The sequence below is a fragment of the Georgenia sp. Z2081 genome (genome assembly GCF_055326445.1).
In genome coordinates this window covers 14,504-29,751 of the sequence record NZ_JBUZNK010000007.1, presented here as the reverse complement: position 1 = coordinate 29,751, position 15,248 = coordinate 14,504, and the positions used below count along the sequence as shown (strand labels likewise).

Below are 15,248 nucleotides of genomic sequence, written 5' to 3'. Positions count from 1 at the left end.
GGACATGACGCGCCGACAGCAAGTATCTTGATGTCGAGATAATTGCCCCTCGGGCCGCCGGGTGTGTGGCATGACACGATGGGGCCGGGCCGGCCGGCGCAGGGCGTCGGCGGCGAACGACGAAGGAGTGGACATGAGCCTGGACAGCTTTGGATCCCGCGGACAGCTTGACGTCGACGGCACGGAGTACGAGATCTTCCGTCTCTCCGCCGTCGAGGGACTGGCGAAGCTTCCCTACAGCCTCAAGGTTCTCGCCGAGAACCTGCTGCGTACCGAGGACGGCAAGAACATCACCGCGGACCAGGTCCGGGCGCTGGCCTCGTGGGACGCGGACGCGGAGCCTCACGTGGAGATCCAGTTCACGCCCGCCCGCGTGCTCATGCAGGACTTCACCGGGGTGCCCTGCGTCGTCGACCTCGCCACCATGCGCGAGGCCGTCGCGGAGCTCGGTTCCGACCCCGACAAGATCAACCCGCTCGCTCCCGCCGAGCTCGTCATCGACCACTCCGTCGTCATCGACGTGTTCGGCCGCGCCGACGCCTTCGAGCGCAACGTCGAGATCGAGTACGAGCGCAACGGTGAGCGCTACCAGTTCCTGCGCTGGGGCCAGACGGCCTTCGACGACTTCAAGGTGGTCCCGCCGGGCACCGGCATCGTGCACCAGGTCAACATCGAGTACCTCGCCCGCGTCGTCATGCCGCGCGAGGTCGACGGCGTCCTTCGCGCCTACCCCGACACCTGCGTCGGCACCGACTCCCACACCACGATGGTCAACGGGCTCGGCGTGCTGGGCTGGGGCGTCGGCGGCATCGAGGCCGAGGCCGCGATGCTCGGGCAGCCGGTCTCGATGCTCATCCCGCGCGTCGTCGGCTTCAAGCTCTCGGGCTCGATCCCCTCCGGCGCCACGGCCACCGACGTCGTGCTGACGATCACCGAGATGCTCCGCGAGCACGGGGTGGTCGGCAAGTTCGTCGAGTTCTACGGCGAGGGCGTCGCCCAGGTGCCGCTCGCCAACCGCGCCACCATCGGCAACATGTCTCCTGAGTTCGGCTCGACCGCCGCGATCTTCCCGATCGACGACGTCACGCTCGACTACATGCGCCTCACCGGCCGCGACGAGCACCAGGTGGCGCTGGCCGAGTCCTACGCCAAGGAGCAGGGGATGTGGCACGACCCCTCGCGCGAGGCACAGTACTCGGAGTACCTCGAGCTCGACCTGTCGAGCGTCGTCCCCTCGATCGCGGGGCCGAAGCGCCCGCAGGACCGGATCGCGCTGAGCGAGTCCAAGGACCAGTTCGTCAACGACCTGAAGAACTACGTCGTCAACGGGCACGGCATCGAGAAGAGCCCGCAGGACGAGGAGCTCATCGGGACGTTCCCGGCGTCCGACGCGCCGTCGCACGACGCGCACGACTCCTCCTCGGACCTCGGCCGACCGCACCACTCGGGCGCCGCGCCCACCGGCTACCGCCGCCCGCACGCCAACGTCCCCGTCACACTGGCGGACGGCACGCAGACCGAGCTGGACCACGGTGCGGTCGTCATCTCCTCGATCACCTCGTGCACCAACACCTCCAACCCGTCGGTGATGATGGCCGCGGGCATGCTCGCGAAGAACGCGGTCGAGAAGGGACTGTCCGTCAAGCCCTGGGTGAAGACCTCCATGGCGCCCGGCTCGAAGGTCGTCACCGGCTACTACGACAAGGCCGGCATGTGGCCCTACCTCGAGGAGCTGGGCTACCACCTCGTCGGCTACGGCTGCACCACCTGCATCGGCAACTCCGGCCCGCTGCCGGAGGAGGTCTCGTCGGCCGTGGCCGAGCACGACCTGGCCGTGGCGTCGGTGCTCTCGGGCAACCGCAACTTCGAGGGCCGGATCAACCCCGACGTCAAGATGAACTACCTCGCCTCCCCGCCGCTGGTCATCGCCTACGGCCTCGCCGGCTCGATGGACTTCGACTTCGAGAACGACGCGCTCGGGCAGGACAAGGACGGCAACGACGTGTTCCTCGCCGACATCTGGCCCTCCCCGGAGGACGTCGAGCGCACGATCACCGAGTCGGTGAGCTCGGACATGTTCACCGAGGACTACGCGGACGTCTTCACCGGCGACGAGCGCTGGCGGAGCCTGGAGACGCCGGACGGCTCGACCTTCGAGTGGGACGCCGACTCCACCTACGTGCGCAAGCCCCCGTACTTCGACGGTATGCCCGCCGAGCCGGAGCCCGTCACGGACATCTCGGGCGCCCGCGTGCTGGCCAAGCTCGGCGACTCCGTCACCACCGACCACATCTCGCCGGCCGGCGCCATCAAGGCCGACTCCCCGGCGGGCAGGTACCTCGCCGAGCACGGCATCGAGCGCCGCGACTTCAACTCCTACGGCTCGCGCCGCGGAAACCACGAGGTGATGATCCGCGGGACCTTCGCCAACATCCGGCTGCGCAACCAGCTGCTCGACGACGTCGAGGGCGGGTTCACGAAGAACCTCCTCACCGGTGAGCAGGAGACGATCTTCGACGCCGCGCAGGCCTACCAGGCGAAGGACATCCCGCTCGTCGTGCTCGGGGGCAAGGAGTACGGCTCGGGCTCGTCGCGCGACTGGGCGGCCAAGGGCACGGCGCTGCTCGGTGTCCGCGCGGTCATCACCGAGTCGTTCGAGCGCATCCACCGCTCGAACCTCATCGGCATGGGCGTGCTCCCGCTGCAGTACCCGTCGGGCGAGAGCGCCGAGTCGCTGGGGCTGGACGGGACGGAGACGTTCGACATCTCAGGCGTCACCGCCCTCAACGACGGCTCGACGCCCGAGACGGTCCACGTGACCGCCACGAAGGAGGACGGCGAGAGCGTCGAGTTCGACGCGGTCGTGCGGATCGACACCCCCGGCGAGGCCGACTACTACCGCCACGGCGGCATCCTGCAGTACGTGCTCCGCTCGCTCGTCGCGGCCTGACCGCGAGCACACGGCTCACCCGCGGCCCCGGTCCTGTCGACCGGGGCCGCGGCTGTGCGTGGGGGCGGTCGGGAGCCCGCCCCCCGGAGCCTGCAGCGGTCGGAAGGCAGGGCGCGGGCCGGCACCGGAGGCCGAGGACCGGTCCCGGGGCTAGGCTCACGGCCATGACCCGGCGGTCCGCCCCCTGTGCACTCGGCGCGGCCCTCGTGCTGCTCGGGCTCGCCGCGTGCGGCGGGGGGAGCGGCACCGCGTCCGATACGGGGAGCGAGACTCCGACCGGCGACGTGAGCGATCCTGATCCCGGCGACGCGTCCGACCCGGGTGGCAGGCCCGACCCGGGCGGCGGTGCGGTCGAGCTCACCGGCGACGGCTCGGACGACCAGCCGGCCCCGGTCGCCCTCGAGGACGCCTCGGCGCTCGAGGACCACCTCGCCGCCACGGCCGCCCTCGGCGCGGACGCGGTGACCCAGGCGCTGAACGACCCGGAGACCGACACGATCGTCGTCTCGCCGTCGAGCCTGGCCACCGCCCTGGCCATGATGGCCGCCGGCGCCGAGGGAGTGACCCGCGCGGAGCTCGAGGAGGTCCTGGGCGGGGCCGACAGCGACGTGCTCGAGGCGATCCAGTCGCTGCGGTCCGAGCTGGCGGACCTCGACCAGGACCCCGCGACGATCGAGCTCGACCCCCTCCCGGACCGCGCGATCGTCCACATGGCCAACCAGGTGGTCCTCCGCTCCGACGTGACGCCCGAGCAGACCTGGCTCGACGCCGTCTCCCACCGGCTCGGTGCCGGCGTCGTCGCCACACCGTTCGAGGCGATGCAGCAGGTCCTCGACGACTGGGTGGACCTGCACACCGCCGGCCTCGTCGACGAGTCGGGCATCGAGGCGAGACCCGAGACCGTCCTCGTCGTCCAGGACGCAGTGCTCGTCGCCTCGGCATGGCTCGACGGCTTCTCCGAGTCAGCCACGACCGAGGAGGACTACACGCTGCCGGGCGGCGACATCGTCCAGGTGCCGACGATGCACGGGCAGCGCCCGATGCCGTACGCCGAGGTCGACGGCCACCGCGCGGTCGAGCTCGCCCTCCTCGACGGTCTCGTGCTCGAGGTCGTCCTGCCGGCCGACGGCACAGCGCCCGGCGAGCTCACCGCAGAGGACTGGGCCGCGCTGGCCGACGCCCTGGACTCGGGTGCCCCCGCGCTGGTCGACCTCGCGCTGCCCAGGGCCGATCTCGAGACGAGCGTCGCCCTCGCCCCCGTGCTCGACCCGGTCGGCGTGGTCGAGCTGTTCGGTCCGGCCCCCGAGCTCGGTCGCATGCTGCCCGGCGACGGCTACGTGGTCGACCAGGCCGTCCAGCAGGCGCGGCTCCAGATCGGTGAGGAGGGCGTCGTGGCCGCCGCCGTCACGGAGATCGCCGTCGCCGAGTCGGCCCAGCTGCCGCCCGAGGAGGAGGTCGAGCTCGTCGTCGACCGCCCCTACGCGGTGCGGATCGTCGACGGCGGGACCGGCTGGGTGCTCTTCCATGCCTCGATCGGCGACCCCCGCGGCGAGGAGTAGGCCAGGGCGGACGGGACCGCGCCGGGCGGGGCCGAGCGGGGCAGACCTCCCCGGTCAGGACGACCCGGGTCAGCGGTCCGGCCGGCACGGCCGCGATCCCTAGGGTGCGGACATGTCCCGACGCCCCGGCCCCGCCCGCCTGCCCCGCACGCTCGGCGTGCTCGGCCTCGCCCCGCTCCTCGTGCTCGTCGCCTGCACGTCCGGAGAGGAGGCCACCACGCCCGGTGGCGAGCAGGACCAGGGCACGGAGGTGCCGGAGCCGGTCGAGCTCGGCCTGGCGGGCGCCGTCGAGGACCACCTGCGGGCCGTCTCCGACCTCGGCGCCGATCTCGTGGCCGAGGCGGGTCACGACACGCTCGTCGTCTCACCCGCGGGCCTGGCGACGACCCTCGCGATGCTCGGCGCCGGTGCCGGCGGAGCCACACGCGGCGAGATCGAGGACCTGCTCGGCGCCGACGTCGACGCCACGCTCGAGGCGATCCAGGCGCTGCGCGCCGCCCGCTCCGACCTCGACCAGGACCCGGCCATTATCGAGCTCGACCCGCTGCCCGACCACGCGATCCTCCACCTCGCGAACCAGGTCGTGCTCGCCGAGGGGACCGAGCCCCACCAGGCGTGGAGCGACACCGTGACCGGGCGCCTCGGGACGGAGGTCGTCACCGCGGGCGAGGACGAGCTCCAGCAGGTCCTCGACGACTGGGTGAACCTCCACACCGCGGGACTCGTCGAGGAGTCGGGCATCGACGCCGACCAGGACACGCAGCTCGTCGTCCAGGACGCGCTGCTCGTGGCCTCCGCGTGGCTGACGAACTTCTCGGAGTCCTCGACGTCGGAGGAGGACTTCACGCTGCCGGGCGGCGACGTCGTCCGGGTGCCGACGATGCACGCGGAACGACCTCAGGCGTATGCCGAGGTCGACGGCCACCAGGTTGTCGCCCTCGACCTGCTCGACGGTCTCGACCTCGAGGTCGTCCTGCCCGCCGAGGGGACCGCCCCGGCGGAGGTCACCGCCGAGCAGTGGTCGAGCGTGTCCGACGCGCTCGCCGAGGGCGAGCAGCCGATCGTCGAGCTCGCCCTGCCGCGCGCCGACGTGGAGACCAGCCTCGACCTCGTGCCCCTGCTCGGCACCCTCGGGGCCGCCGAGCTCGTCGGCGGCTCGCCGGACCTCGGCGGCATCCTCGAGCAGGATCTCGTGGTGGACCAGGCCGTGCAGCAGGCCCGCCTCCAGGTCGGCGAGGAGGGTGTGGTCGCGGCCGCCGTCACCGAGGTGGGCGGTACCGGGTCCGCCCAGCCGCCGCCGGAGCGGGTGGAGATGACCGTCGACCGGCCCTACGCGCTGCGCATCGTCGACCAGGACGGCTGGGTCCTCCTGCACGGAGTCATCGGCGACCCGCGCGGCGGGGCCTAGGCCCGCGCGGACAGCCCCCACACGCGGTCGAGGAACGCGGCCTCGGCCTCCGCGGCGCGCACGATCGCCTCGGTGGAGCGGAAGCCGTGCCCCTCGCCGTCGAGCACGACGAGCTCGACGTCCCCGCCCGCGGCCCGCATCGCGTCGGCGACCCCGGTCGCCTGGTCGAGCGGCACCACCCGGTCCTCGGAGCCCTGCAGGAGCAGCACGGCCGCCGTGATGCGGTCGACGTGCCGGACCGGGGAGCGCTCCTCGTACGTGGCGTCCGCCTCCGGCAGCGGTCCGACGAGGCGGTCGAGGTAGCGCGACTCGAAGTCGTGGGTGCCCTCGGCCAGCGTGCGCAGGTCACCGATCCCGTAGCGCGAGATGCCGGCGCTGAACACGTCCGTGAACGCCAGCGCGGCCAGGGTCGTGTAGCCGCCGGCAGACGCACCGCGCACCGCCATCCGCTCGCCGTCGACGAGGCCGCTCTGGGCGAGGTGCCGGGCCCCGGAGGCGACGTCGGCGACGTCGACGACGCCCCACTGGCCGTCCAGCCGGTCCGCGTAGGCCCGTCCGCGCCCGGTGGACCCGCGGTGGATGACGTCGAGGACCGCGAACCCCCGGGTCGTCAGGGACTGGATCGACCCCGACCAGGTCGCCGTCGTCGACGCCGTCGGGCCGCCGTGGTTGACGACGACGAGAGGCGGCAGCTCGCCGGCCGGACCGGCGTACCGCTCGGAGGTCGGCGGGTAGTAGAAGCCGTGGACCTCCTCGCCGTCGTCCCCGGTCCAGGCCACCGAGCGGGCGTGCGCGACGTCCCCCGGCGCGAGCGGGCCCGTCGCCTCCCCGGCGAGGAGCTCCCAGCGGCCCGTACCGGGCGTGAGCTCGTAGAGCGCGGGTGGTCGGTCGGCGCCCGCGAGGACGGCGAGGACCCGGCCGAACCCGGCCGCGACGGGCCCCACGGCCTCCAGCCCCGTCACCCACTCCTCGGCCTCCCCGTTGGCGAGCCGCACGGTGCCCAGGTGCCAGCGGTCGTCGGTGACCCACGTGCACAGCACGTGCTCGTCGTCGAGCTCGGTGATCGTGCGGGGGCCCAGGCCCCACTGGGGCGGTGCGAACTCGGAGTCCACGGGGTGCAGGTCCCGCAGGCGGCGTTCCTGCGACGTGGGCGCCTCGGTCCGGTAGAGGTTCTGCCAGCCCGAGGAGTCGTCGGCGTGGACCAGGTCGCCGGAAGACGTCCACACCGGCTGCGAGGCCGCGACACCGTCGCCGCCCGCGACCCGCGCGGCCGCGCCGGGCCGGCCGTCGTCGTCGAGCGTGGCGACCCACACCTCGCCGCCGGTCCACGGCATCTCCGGGTGGTCCCAGGCGACGTAGGCGAGGGCGTCGCCGGCGGGGGACAGGCGCGGCGAGGTGACGAAGTCGCGGCCGTCGAGCAGGACCTCGAGCAGGTCCGCGTCGTCGCTCGCCGAGCCGTCGATCGGGACGCCGACGATCTGCGCCCGGTGCCGTCCGCCGTCCTCGCCGGGTGCCGACCGGACGGCGATCACCCGCTCGCGCGCGAGGTCGAGCTCGAGGTCGCCCCACGCGGAACCGTCGTCGGGGGTCAGGGGCTCGAGCACGTGCCCGTCGACGACGCCGTGCAGCCGGGAGTCGCCCCGGTCCGACACGACGACGACGCCGCCGCCGACCGCGTAGGCGAGCCCGCCGTAGCCGTGGACGTCGGAGGCGACGTCGGGCGTGGTCCCGTCGGGCCGGATGACGGCGCGGGAGGAGACCTCACCGTCGAGGCCGCGGTGGACGAGGGTCGTCCGTCCGCCGTCGGCGGGTCGCTGCTCCGTCCACCAGGCGCCCCGGTCGTCGAGGCGGGGCTCGCCCACCCGCGTGCCGCCGGCGAGCCGGTGGACCGGGACCGGCCACGGCCAGGTCCCGTGGGGACGGACGTGCGGGACGACCTCGTCGGCGCTCATCGGCCCAGGCTACGCGCCTGGTGCGGTGCATCACCGCGACCTGTGTCGGCGACGCGCCTAGAGTTGGTCGGGCCCGAAGGTCCCGACCGATACGTCAAGGAGCGCGATGAGTCTGCTGGAGTCGATCCGCGAGCCCGCGGACCTCAGGCGCCTCGACCGCGCCGAGCTCGGCGTGCTCGCCAAGGAGATCCGCGAGTTCCTCGTGGACAACGTCTCCCGCACGGGCGGGCACCTCGGGCCCAACCTCGGCGTGGTCGAGCTGACGATCGCCCTGCACCGGGTCTTCGACTCGCCCCGCGAGACCATCGTGTTCGACACCGGGCACCAGTCGTACGTGCACAAGATGCTCACGGGCCGCCAGGACTTCCGTGCGCTGCGCACGAGCGACGGCCTGTCGGGCTACCCCTCCCGCGCGGAGTCCCCGCACGACGTCGTCGAGAACTCGCACGCCTCGACCTCCCTGTCCTGGGCGGAGGGGATCTCGCGGGGGCGCCTGCTGGCGGGCGACGACTCCCCGGTGGTCGCGGTCATCGGCGACGGCGCCCTGACGGGCGGCATGGCCTGGGAGGCGCTCAACAACATCGCCGACGGTCCCGACCGGCCCCTGGTCGTCGTCCTCAACGACAACGGCCGTTCCTACGCACCCACGATCGGCGGCATGGCCCGCCATCTGGACGGGCTGCGCACCGCGCCCGGTTACGAGAAGGTCCTGGGGTGGGGCCGCCGCAGCCTGCAGCGCGCGGGCGTCCCGGGGCGCATGACGTACGACGCGCTGCACGCGATGAAGGCTGGGGTCAAGGACGTCGTCGCACCGAGCGCCGGCGTGTTCGGGGCGCTCGGCCTGAAGTACCTCGGCCCGGTCGACGGCCACGACCTCGACGAGGTCGAGGCTGCGCTCGCGCGCGCCAAGGAGTTCGGCGGCCCCGTCGTCGTGCACGTGCAGACGGAGAAGGGTCGGGGCTACGAGCCCGCCGAGTCGGACATCGCCGACCGCTTCCACGCGGTGGGCAAGATCCACCCCGAGACGGGGCTGCCCGTCGCGCCGTCGCGCTTCGGCTACACGGCCGTGTTCGCGGACGAGATCGTCAAGGTGGCCCGAGAGCGTGCGGACGTCGTGGCCCTCACGGCGGCGATGCTCGCACCGGTGGGTCTCGCTCCGCTCGCGGAGCGGATGCCGGAGCGGGTGGTCGACGTCGGCATCGCCGAGCAGCACGCGCTGACGTCGGCGGCGGGCATGGCCTACGCCGGCCTGCATCCCGTCGTCGCGGTCTACGCGACGTTCCTGGGCCGCGCGTACGACCAGCTGCTCATGGACGCGGCGCTGCACCGGGCGGGCGTGACGATCATGCTCGACCGCGCCGGAATCACCGGCGACGACGGCGCCTCGCACAACGGGATGTGGGACCTCGCCCTGCTGAGCACGGTCCCGCGCCTGCGCCTGGCGGCCCCGCGCGACGAGGCGACGCTGCGTCGCGCCCTGCGTGAGGCGGTCGACGTCGACGACGCGCCGACGGTGGTGCGCTACCCCAAGGGGAGCGTCGCCGACCCCCTCAACGCGGTCCGGGTCGAGGACGGGCTCGACGTGCTGGCCGAGCTGGGGGAGAAGACCCAGGTGCTCGTCGTCGGCGTCGGCTCGATGGCGGGCGTCGCCGTCGAGGTCGCCCGCGCGCTGGACGCGCAGGGGATCGGTGCGCGGGTCGTCGACCCCCGGTGGGTGCTGCCCGTGCCGCCCGCCCTCGTGCGCGCGGCCGCGTCGGCAGAGCTCGTGGTGACGATCGAGGACGGGCTCGCCGACGGCGGTGTGGGCTCCGCCGTGCGGGACGCCCTGGCACGCGCGGAGGTCGAGGTGCCGGTGCGCAGCCACGGGCTGCCGACCGAGTTCCTCGAGCACGCCTCCCGCACGCAGATCGTCGAGTCCGCCGGCCTACGGGCCCAGGACGTCGCGCGATCGGTCGCCGAGCACGTGGCGGCCCGCCGCGGCTCGACCTACCGCGGCTCGGCCTACCGCAGCTCGCCGGCGCCGCGCAGGTAGGGCGTCAGACCCCCGCGGTGCCGCGGGAAGCCGGCGCCGAGGATCATCGCGAGGTTGACGTCGTCCTCGGAGGCGACGACGCCCTCGGCCAGCAGCAGCCGGGTCTCCTCGCCGAGCGCGGCGACCACGCGGTCGAGCACCCCGGACTCGGTGACCGCCGCGGGGTCGCCGTCCGCGTCGGCACCCGGGTCGGCGGCGCTGCCGTGCCCGAACCGGGCCGCGAGGTCCTCGGCCAGGCGCCCGTCGGGCGTCATGGCGCGGGCGCCGTCGACGACCAGGGAGCGCAGGCCGGCCGAGGCGGGGTACCGGTCGCCGAGGCCCGCGCGCAGCGCCTCGATGGCGTGCTCGGCGACGGCGGCACCGACGAGGTCGAGCAGCGCGAACGGCCGCATCGGCAGGCCCATCGGATCCAGCGCACGGTCGGCGACGGCCGGCGGCGTGCCGTCCTCGACGGCCCCGAGGAGCTCCGCGAGCAGGCGCAGCAGGAGCCGGTTGACGACGAACCCCGGGGCGTCCCGGACGTCGACGGCGATCTTCCCCGCGGCGGCCGCCACCGCTCGGGCCGTCGCGTGCGTCGTGTCGTCGGTGGCCGGCGTGCGCACGACCTCGACGAGCGGCATCCGGCCGACCGGGTTGAAGAAGTGCAGGCCGACGAGCCGGTCCGGGCGGGCGAGCGCCTCGCCCATCGCGGTGACGGACAGCGCGGAGGTGTTCGTGGCGAGGATCGTGTCGTCGGCGAGGACCCCCTCGAGCTCGGCGAGGACCGCCCGCTTGACGTCGAGCCGCTCCGTCACCGCCTCGATCACGAGGTCGCACCCGGCGAGGTCGTCGAGATCGGTCGTCGCCGAGACGAGCGAGCGCACGTCGGCGGCCGCCTCGGCGGTCGTGCGCCCGGCGTCGACCTCCTTGGCGAGCGCGGCGTCGACGGCGGCGAGTCCCGCGGCGCACCGGGCCTCGTCGAGGTCCCGCATGACGACCGGCACCTGCAGCCGGGAGGCGAGCAGCAGCGCGAGCTGGGCCGCCATGAGGCCCGCACCGGCCAGGCCGGCGCGGGTGACGGGCCGCGAGCCGCCCCGCCCGGAGCGGGCCGCCCGCGCCTCCGCGCGTGCCGTCGAGCGAGCCTTGCGCAGGAGCCGGGCCGCGTACATCGACGACCGGCCGGCCTCACCCGTGGCGAGCTCGACGAGGGCGTCGTCCTCGGCGGCGAAGGACGTCGCGACGTCGAGGGTGGCGGCCCCGCCGACGAGCTCCCAGGCGCGCTGCGGCGCGGGGTTCCCGGTGGAGGCCGCACGCGCGACCGCCGAGCGACGACGCCCCAGCGCCTCCGTGGTCCGGCTGAGGTCGGCGTCGGACCGCCCACCGCCGGGGGCCGCGCTCACGCGGCCCGCGGCGACCTCGGCGGCCAGGAGGTCGATCGCGGCGGCCAGGCCGAGGTCTCCCGCCGGCTCGACGACGGCGTCGACGAGCCCGTGCTCGAGGGCCGCGGCCGCGTCCAGCGTGGCGTCCTTCGCGGGCAGGTCGAGGATGACGCGCAGCGCCGTCTCCGGCCCCACGAGCCGGGGCAGGAGGGTGCACCCGCCCCACCCGGGGACGATGCCGAGCGAGGTCTCGGGCAGGCCGATCGCACGCACGGAGCACGCGGCGACGCGGTACCCGCACGCGAGCGCGACCTCGTACCCACCGCCGAGGGTGACTCCGGTGAGGTGCGCGAGCGAGGGCACCGACAGCTCCCGGATCGCGGTGGCCAGGGTGTGCCCGGCCGTGGCGATCGGTGCGAGCTGCTCGGGCGTGTCGGCGGACTCGAGCAGGTCGAGGTCCGCGCCCGCGATGAAGCTCCGGTCGGTCCCGGTGAGCACGACGGCGTCGACCGCGCCCGCCCGCCCGTCGGCGTCGACCTCCCGGACCGCCTCGGTGAGCCGCGCGAGACCCAGGTCGCCGATCGTCGTCGGGCGCGCCGGGTCGGGGGCGGCGATCGTGAGGACGGCAACGGTGCCGAGCTCGTGGGTTCGGTCGGAACGGGTGACGGCGAGCGCGCGCTCGGCCGACTCGGTGTGCTGCACGTGGAGCCTCCGCGGGGGTAGGTAGGTGAGACTCACGGTACCGGGTTCCTGCTCGGACGTGACACCCGTCGGACCGGCGCGCTGCGCTCGGCGGGCCGCCTGCGCTCGGCGGGCCGCCTGCGCTCAGCGCGCGGCGTCGGCGAGGGCGCTCGCCAGGACCGCGCCGGCCTGCTCGATCTGCCACGGCCGTGCGCCGTGCGCGCGCAGGGCGTCGTCCAGCTCGGCGGGCTCGACCCCGTCCCACGAGACGCGACGCTGGATCGCCGGCGCGAGCAGGTTCTCCTGGGGGATGCCGATCTCGTCGGCGCGGGCCCGCAGCGCGGTGCGCACGGCGTCGAGCCGGACGGCGGCGTCCGGCCGGGCGTCCCCCCAGGAGCGCGGCTGCGGCAGGGCGTCCGGGTCCCGCGGCGGGCGCCGGCCCGGCAGCGCGTCCTCGGGCGCGGCGAGACCCTCCTCGACGGCGGCCCACCAGTAGTCCGCGCGGCGCCTCGTCCCCTTGCCGGAGAACTCCGGCAGCGACGTGAGCGCGTGTCGGCTCTCCGGCAGCTCACGGGCGGCGGCGACGATCGCCGCGGCGGGCAGGACCCGCCCGGGAGCGCGGTCGATGTCCTTCGCGAGCCGCTCGCGGGCCTCCCACACCGCGCGCGCCACGGCCAGCCCGCGCGGGCGCCGGACCTCCTGCAGGCCCGAGGTCCGGCGCCACGGGTCCACCTTGGGCGCCGGGGGAGGGGCGAGCCGCTCGTGCTCGAACTCCTGCAGGGCCCAGGCGAGCCTGCCCGTGCGGGCCAGTGCGACCAGCTGGGCCTCCCGCACCGCAGCGAGGAGCTCGACGTCGAGGGCCGCGTAGCGCCGCCAGTCCTCGGGGACCGGACGGGTCGACCAGTCGGCCGCCGAGTGCTCCTTGGCGAGCGCGTAGCCGAGCTCGTCGGCGACGACGGCGGCCAGGCCGACCCGGGCGCGACCGAGGAGCCGGGCGGCGATCTCCGTGTCGAAGAGCGAGGCGGGCGTGAGCCCGAGCTCGCGCAGGCAGGGGAGGTCCTGGTCGGCGGCGTGCAGGACCCACTCCAGCGGGTTGACCACCTCGGCGAGCGTGGCGAGGTCGGGAAGCGCGACGGGGTCGACGAGGTGGATCTCGCCGTCGGAGCGCCGCAGCTGGACGAGGAACGCCCGCTGGCCGTACCGGAAGCCGGACGCCCGTTCGGCGTCGACGGCGAGGACGCCGCCCGTACGGGAGACCTCCTCGACGGCGGCCGCCAGGGCCTCGGGCGTGTCGACCACCGGGGGAGTGCCGCCGGAGGGCTCGGTGAGCGGCTCGGGCGCGGACGCGCCGTCCTGTTCGGCGTCGACCTGCTCCGGTGCGGCGGCCTGCTCGTCGGCGGTCATCGGCGCCTCGCCAGAGAGGTGACCGTCGACGGCACCGGCTCCAGACCGGCCACGGTGCACGCGAGGTCGGCCCAGGCCGCCAGGTGCGGACCGAGCTCGGGAGTGTTGGGCGTCCACGACGCCCGGACCTCGATCTCGACGTCGCCTCCCGCGAGCTCCAGGCCGCCGAAGGACTCCGAAAGGACGCGGGTGACGCTGCCGGACAGGTGGCGGAACCCGGCGCCCTGGGTGACGAGGGACTCGCACAGCCAGGACCAGGCGACCTCGCCGAGCAGCGCGTCGGCCCCCATCTCCTCCTCGAGCCGGGCGCGGGCGAGGACGACCACTCGGAACGTCCCGCCCCAGGCGTCCTGCCCGTCCGGGTCGTGCAGGACGACGAACCGTCCGTGCCCGAGGAAGGCGTCGGGGTCGAGGTCGCCGGGGGAGTGGGTGATCTCCGCGGTGAGCGCGGCGGTGAAGGGCGCCAGGCGGGCGGGCGGGGGCACCTCCTCGAGGTGCACCTCCCGCCGCAGCCGGGGCTCGCGCAGCGAGAGCAGCGCACGCTCGAAGTCCGCGGGGATGTCCCGGCCCGTGCTGCTCACCCCGACAGGCTAGGCGCGCGCCGCGGACGTGGTCGGCGGCGCGCCGGGCGTGGCACAGTTCCTTCGGTGAGCCACCCGGACCTGCGCCCCGTCGTCCTCGGATCCGACCTCGGCACCTACTCGGTCGCCCGCGCCTTCCACGAGGCCTTCTCGGTCCGCTCGACGATCGTGCTCAACCAGCCGCGCGGACCCGTGGACCACAGCGCGATCCTCGACCAGCTCTACCTGGGCAGGGGAGGGACGCTCGACACCGGGCTCGTCCTCGACCGCCTCGAGGAGCACGCCGCCGCCCACCCCGACCGACGCCACCTCCTCATGCCGACGATGGACCAGGACGTCGACATGATGCTCACCCACCGCGAGCGCCTCGAGAAGAACTACCTCGTGGGGCTCGCGCCCGCCGAGCTCGTGCGCGCTGCGTCGGACAAGGCGAACCTCGAGCAGGTCGCGCGGTCGGTCGGCGTCCCGACGCCCCGGGGTACGGAGGTGTCGCTCACCGACGACGAGGACGCCTGGGCGGCCGCGCTGAAGGAGGTCCCGCTGCCGGCGATCCTCAAGCCCGCCGACGGCGGGACCACGTACGCCAACCTGTTCTTCGAGGGCCGGAAGAAGGCCTACCCGGTGGCCGACCGGGCAGAGGCGATGGACGTCCTGCGCCTCGTGCGGGGCGCCGGGTTCACCGGCACGTTCCTCGCCCAGGAGCTGGTCCCCGGGGACGACACGACGACGTGGGTCGTCAACGGCTACGTCGACTCCTCGGGGCGGATGACGATGGCCGCCACCGGGCAGGTCCTGCTGGGGCTCCACCAGCCGGGCTTCATCGGCAACGCGGGGATCATCTACGTCCGGGAGCACCCCGACCTGCTCGAGGACGCCCGCCGGGTGATCGGTGCCCTCGGCCTGACGGGCCTGTTCAGCATCGACGTGAAGATCGACCCGCGGGACGGCCGGCGGGTGCTGCTCGACGTCAACCCGCGTGCCGGACGGGGCGGCTACTACGTCAACGTGGGCGGGCTCAACCTCATGGAGGCCCTCGTGGCCGACCGGGTCGAGGGCCGTGCGCTGCCGGAGCGCGTGGCGTCCCGCCGCGGCGTCATGGCGTTCGTGCCGACCGTCGTGCTGCCGCGCTACGTGCGCGACCGGCGGCTCCTGCGCGAGGTGCTGGGTGTGCTCGCGAGGCGCCGGGCGGTCAACCCGCTGCTCTACCGCAGGGACCGCAACCTGCGCCGGTCGCTCTACGCCCGCCAGGCGGGCCTCAACCAGCTCCGCGCGCTCGCGGCCCACTACCCGCGGCCCACGGCCACGGGGTTCTAGGCCGGCTGC

9 protein-coding genes are annotated in these 15,248 nt (G+C 74.4%); 5 read left to right on the top strand and 4 right to left on the bottom strand.

From position 1 onward, the window contains the following. The first annotated feature begins 133 nt into the window (after positions 1-133). From ACZLKG_RS10500 to ACZLKG_RS10490, 3 genes are all read left to right on the top strand, one after another. The gene (locus tag ACZLKG_RS10500) at positions 134-2,950 is read left to right on the top strand and encodes an aconitate hydratase (protein WP_463648705.1); all 2,817 of its coding nucleotides are present in this window, start codon (positions 134-136) and stop codon (positions 2,948-2,950) included. 164 nt (positions 2,951-3,114) lie between these two features. Then, positions 3,115-4,509, top strand: coding sequence for a serpin family protein (locus ACZLKG_RS10495; RefSeq protein WP_463648704.1), 1,395 nt, complete (start codon positions 3,115-3,117; stop codon positions 4,507-4,509). 112 nt (positions 4,510-4,621) lie between these two features. Then, positions 4,622-5,917, top strand: a complete 1,296-nt coding sequence (locus tag ACZLKG_RS10490; RefSeq protein WP_463648703.1) for a serpin family protein — start codon at positions 4,622-4,624, stop codon at positions 5,915-5,917. Here ACZLKG_RS10490 and ACZLKG_RS10485 read toward each other — a convergent pair. Then, positions 5,914-7,869, bottom strand: coding sequence for an alpha/beta hydrolase family protein (locus ACZLKG_RS10485; protein ID WP_425708834.1), 1,956 nt, complete (start codon positions 7,867-7,869; stop codon positions 5,914-5,916). The genes ACZLKG_RS10490 and ACZLKG_RS10485 overlap by 4 nt on opposite strands. 106 nt (positions 7,870-7,975) lie before the next feature. Here ACZLKG_RS10485 and dxs point away from each other — a divergent pair, with 106 nt between their 5' ends. Further along, positions 7,976-9,901, top strand: a complete 1,926-nt coding sequence (dxs, locus tag ACZLKG_RS10480) for a 1-deoxy-D-xylulose-5-phosphate synthase (protein ID WP_425708833.1) — start codon at positions 7,976-7,978, stop codon at positions 9,899-9,901. Here dxs and ACZLKG_RS10475 read toward each other — a convergent pair. The 3 genes from ACZLKG_RS10475 to ACZLKG_RS10465 all read right to left on the bottom strand — a co-directional run bounded on the left by ACZLKG_RS10475 (position 9,871) and on the right by ACZLKG_RS10465 (position 13,925). Next, on the bottom strand, positions 9,871-11,961 hold the full coding sequence (locus ACZLKG_RS10475) for a 3-hydroxyacyl-CoA dehydrogenase NAD-binding domain-containing protein (RefSeq protein WP_425708832.1): 2,091 nt from the start codon (positions 11,959-11,961) through the stop codon (positions 9,871-9,873). The genes dxs and ACZLKG_RS10475 overlap by 31 nt on opposite strands. Positions 11,962-12,084: 123 nt before the next feature. Continuing rightward, on the bottom strand, positions 12,085-13,344 hold the full coding sequence (locus ACZLKG_RS10470) for an HRDC domain-containing protein (RefSeq protein WP_425708831.1): 1,260 nt from the start codon (positions 13,342-13,344) through the stop codon (positions 12,085-12,087). Next, positions 13,341-13,925 carry a DUF3000 domain-containing protein gene (locus ACZLKG_RS10465; RefSeq protein WP_425708830.1) on the bottom strand — a complete coding sequence of 195 codons (585 nt, stop codon included), beginning with the start codon at positions 13,923-13,925 and terminating at the stop codon, positions 13,341-13,343. The genes ACZLKG_RS10470 and ACZLKG_RS10465 overlap by 4 nt, the downstream gene beginning before the upstream one ends. 66 nt (positions 13,926-13,991) lie before the next feature. On the opposite strand from ACZLKG_RS10465, the gene ACZLKG_RS10460 reads away from it, so the two are divergent. Further along, entirely contained in the window at positions 13,992-15,239 is a 1,248-nt protein-coding gene (locus ACZLKG_RS10460) for a carboxylate--amine ligase (protein ID WP_425708829.1), read from the top strand. Positions 15,240-15,248 lie beyond the last annotated feature (9 nt).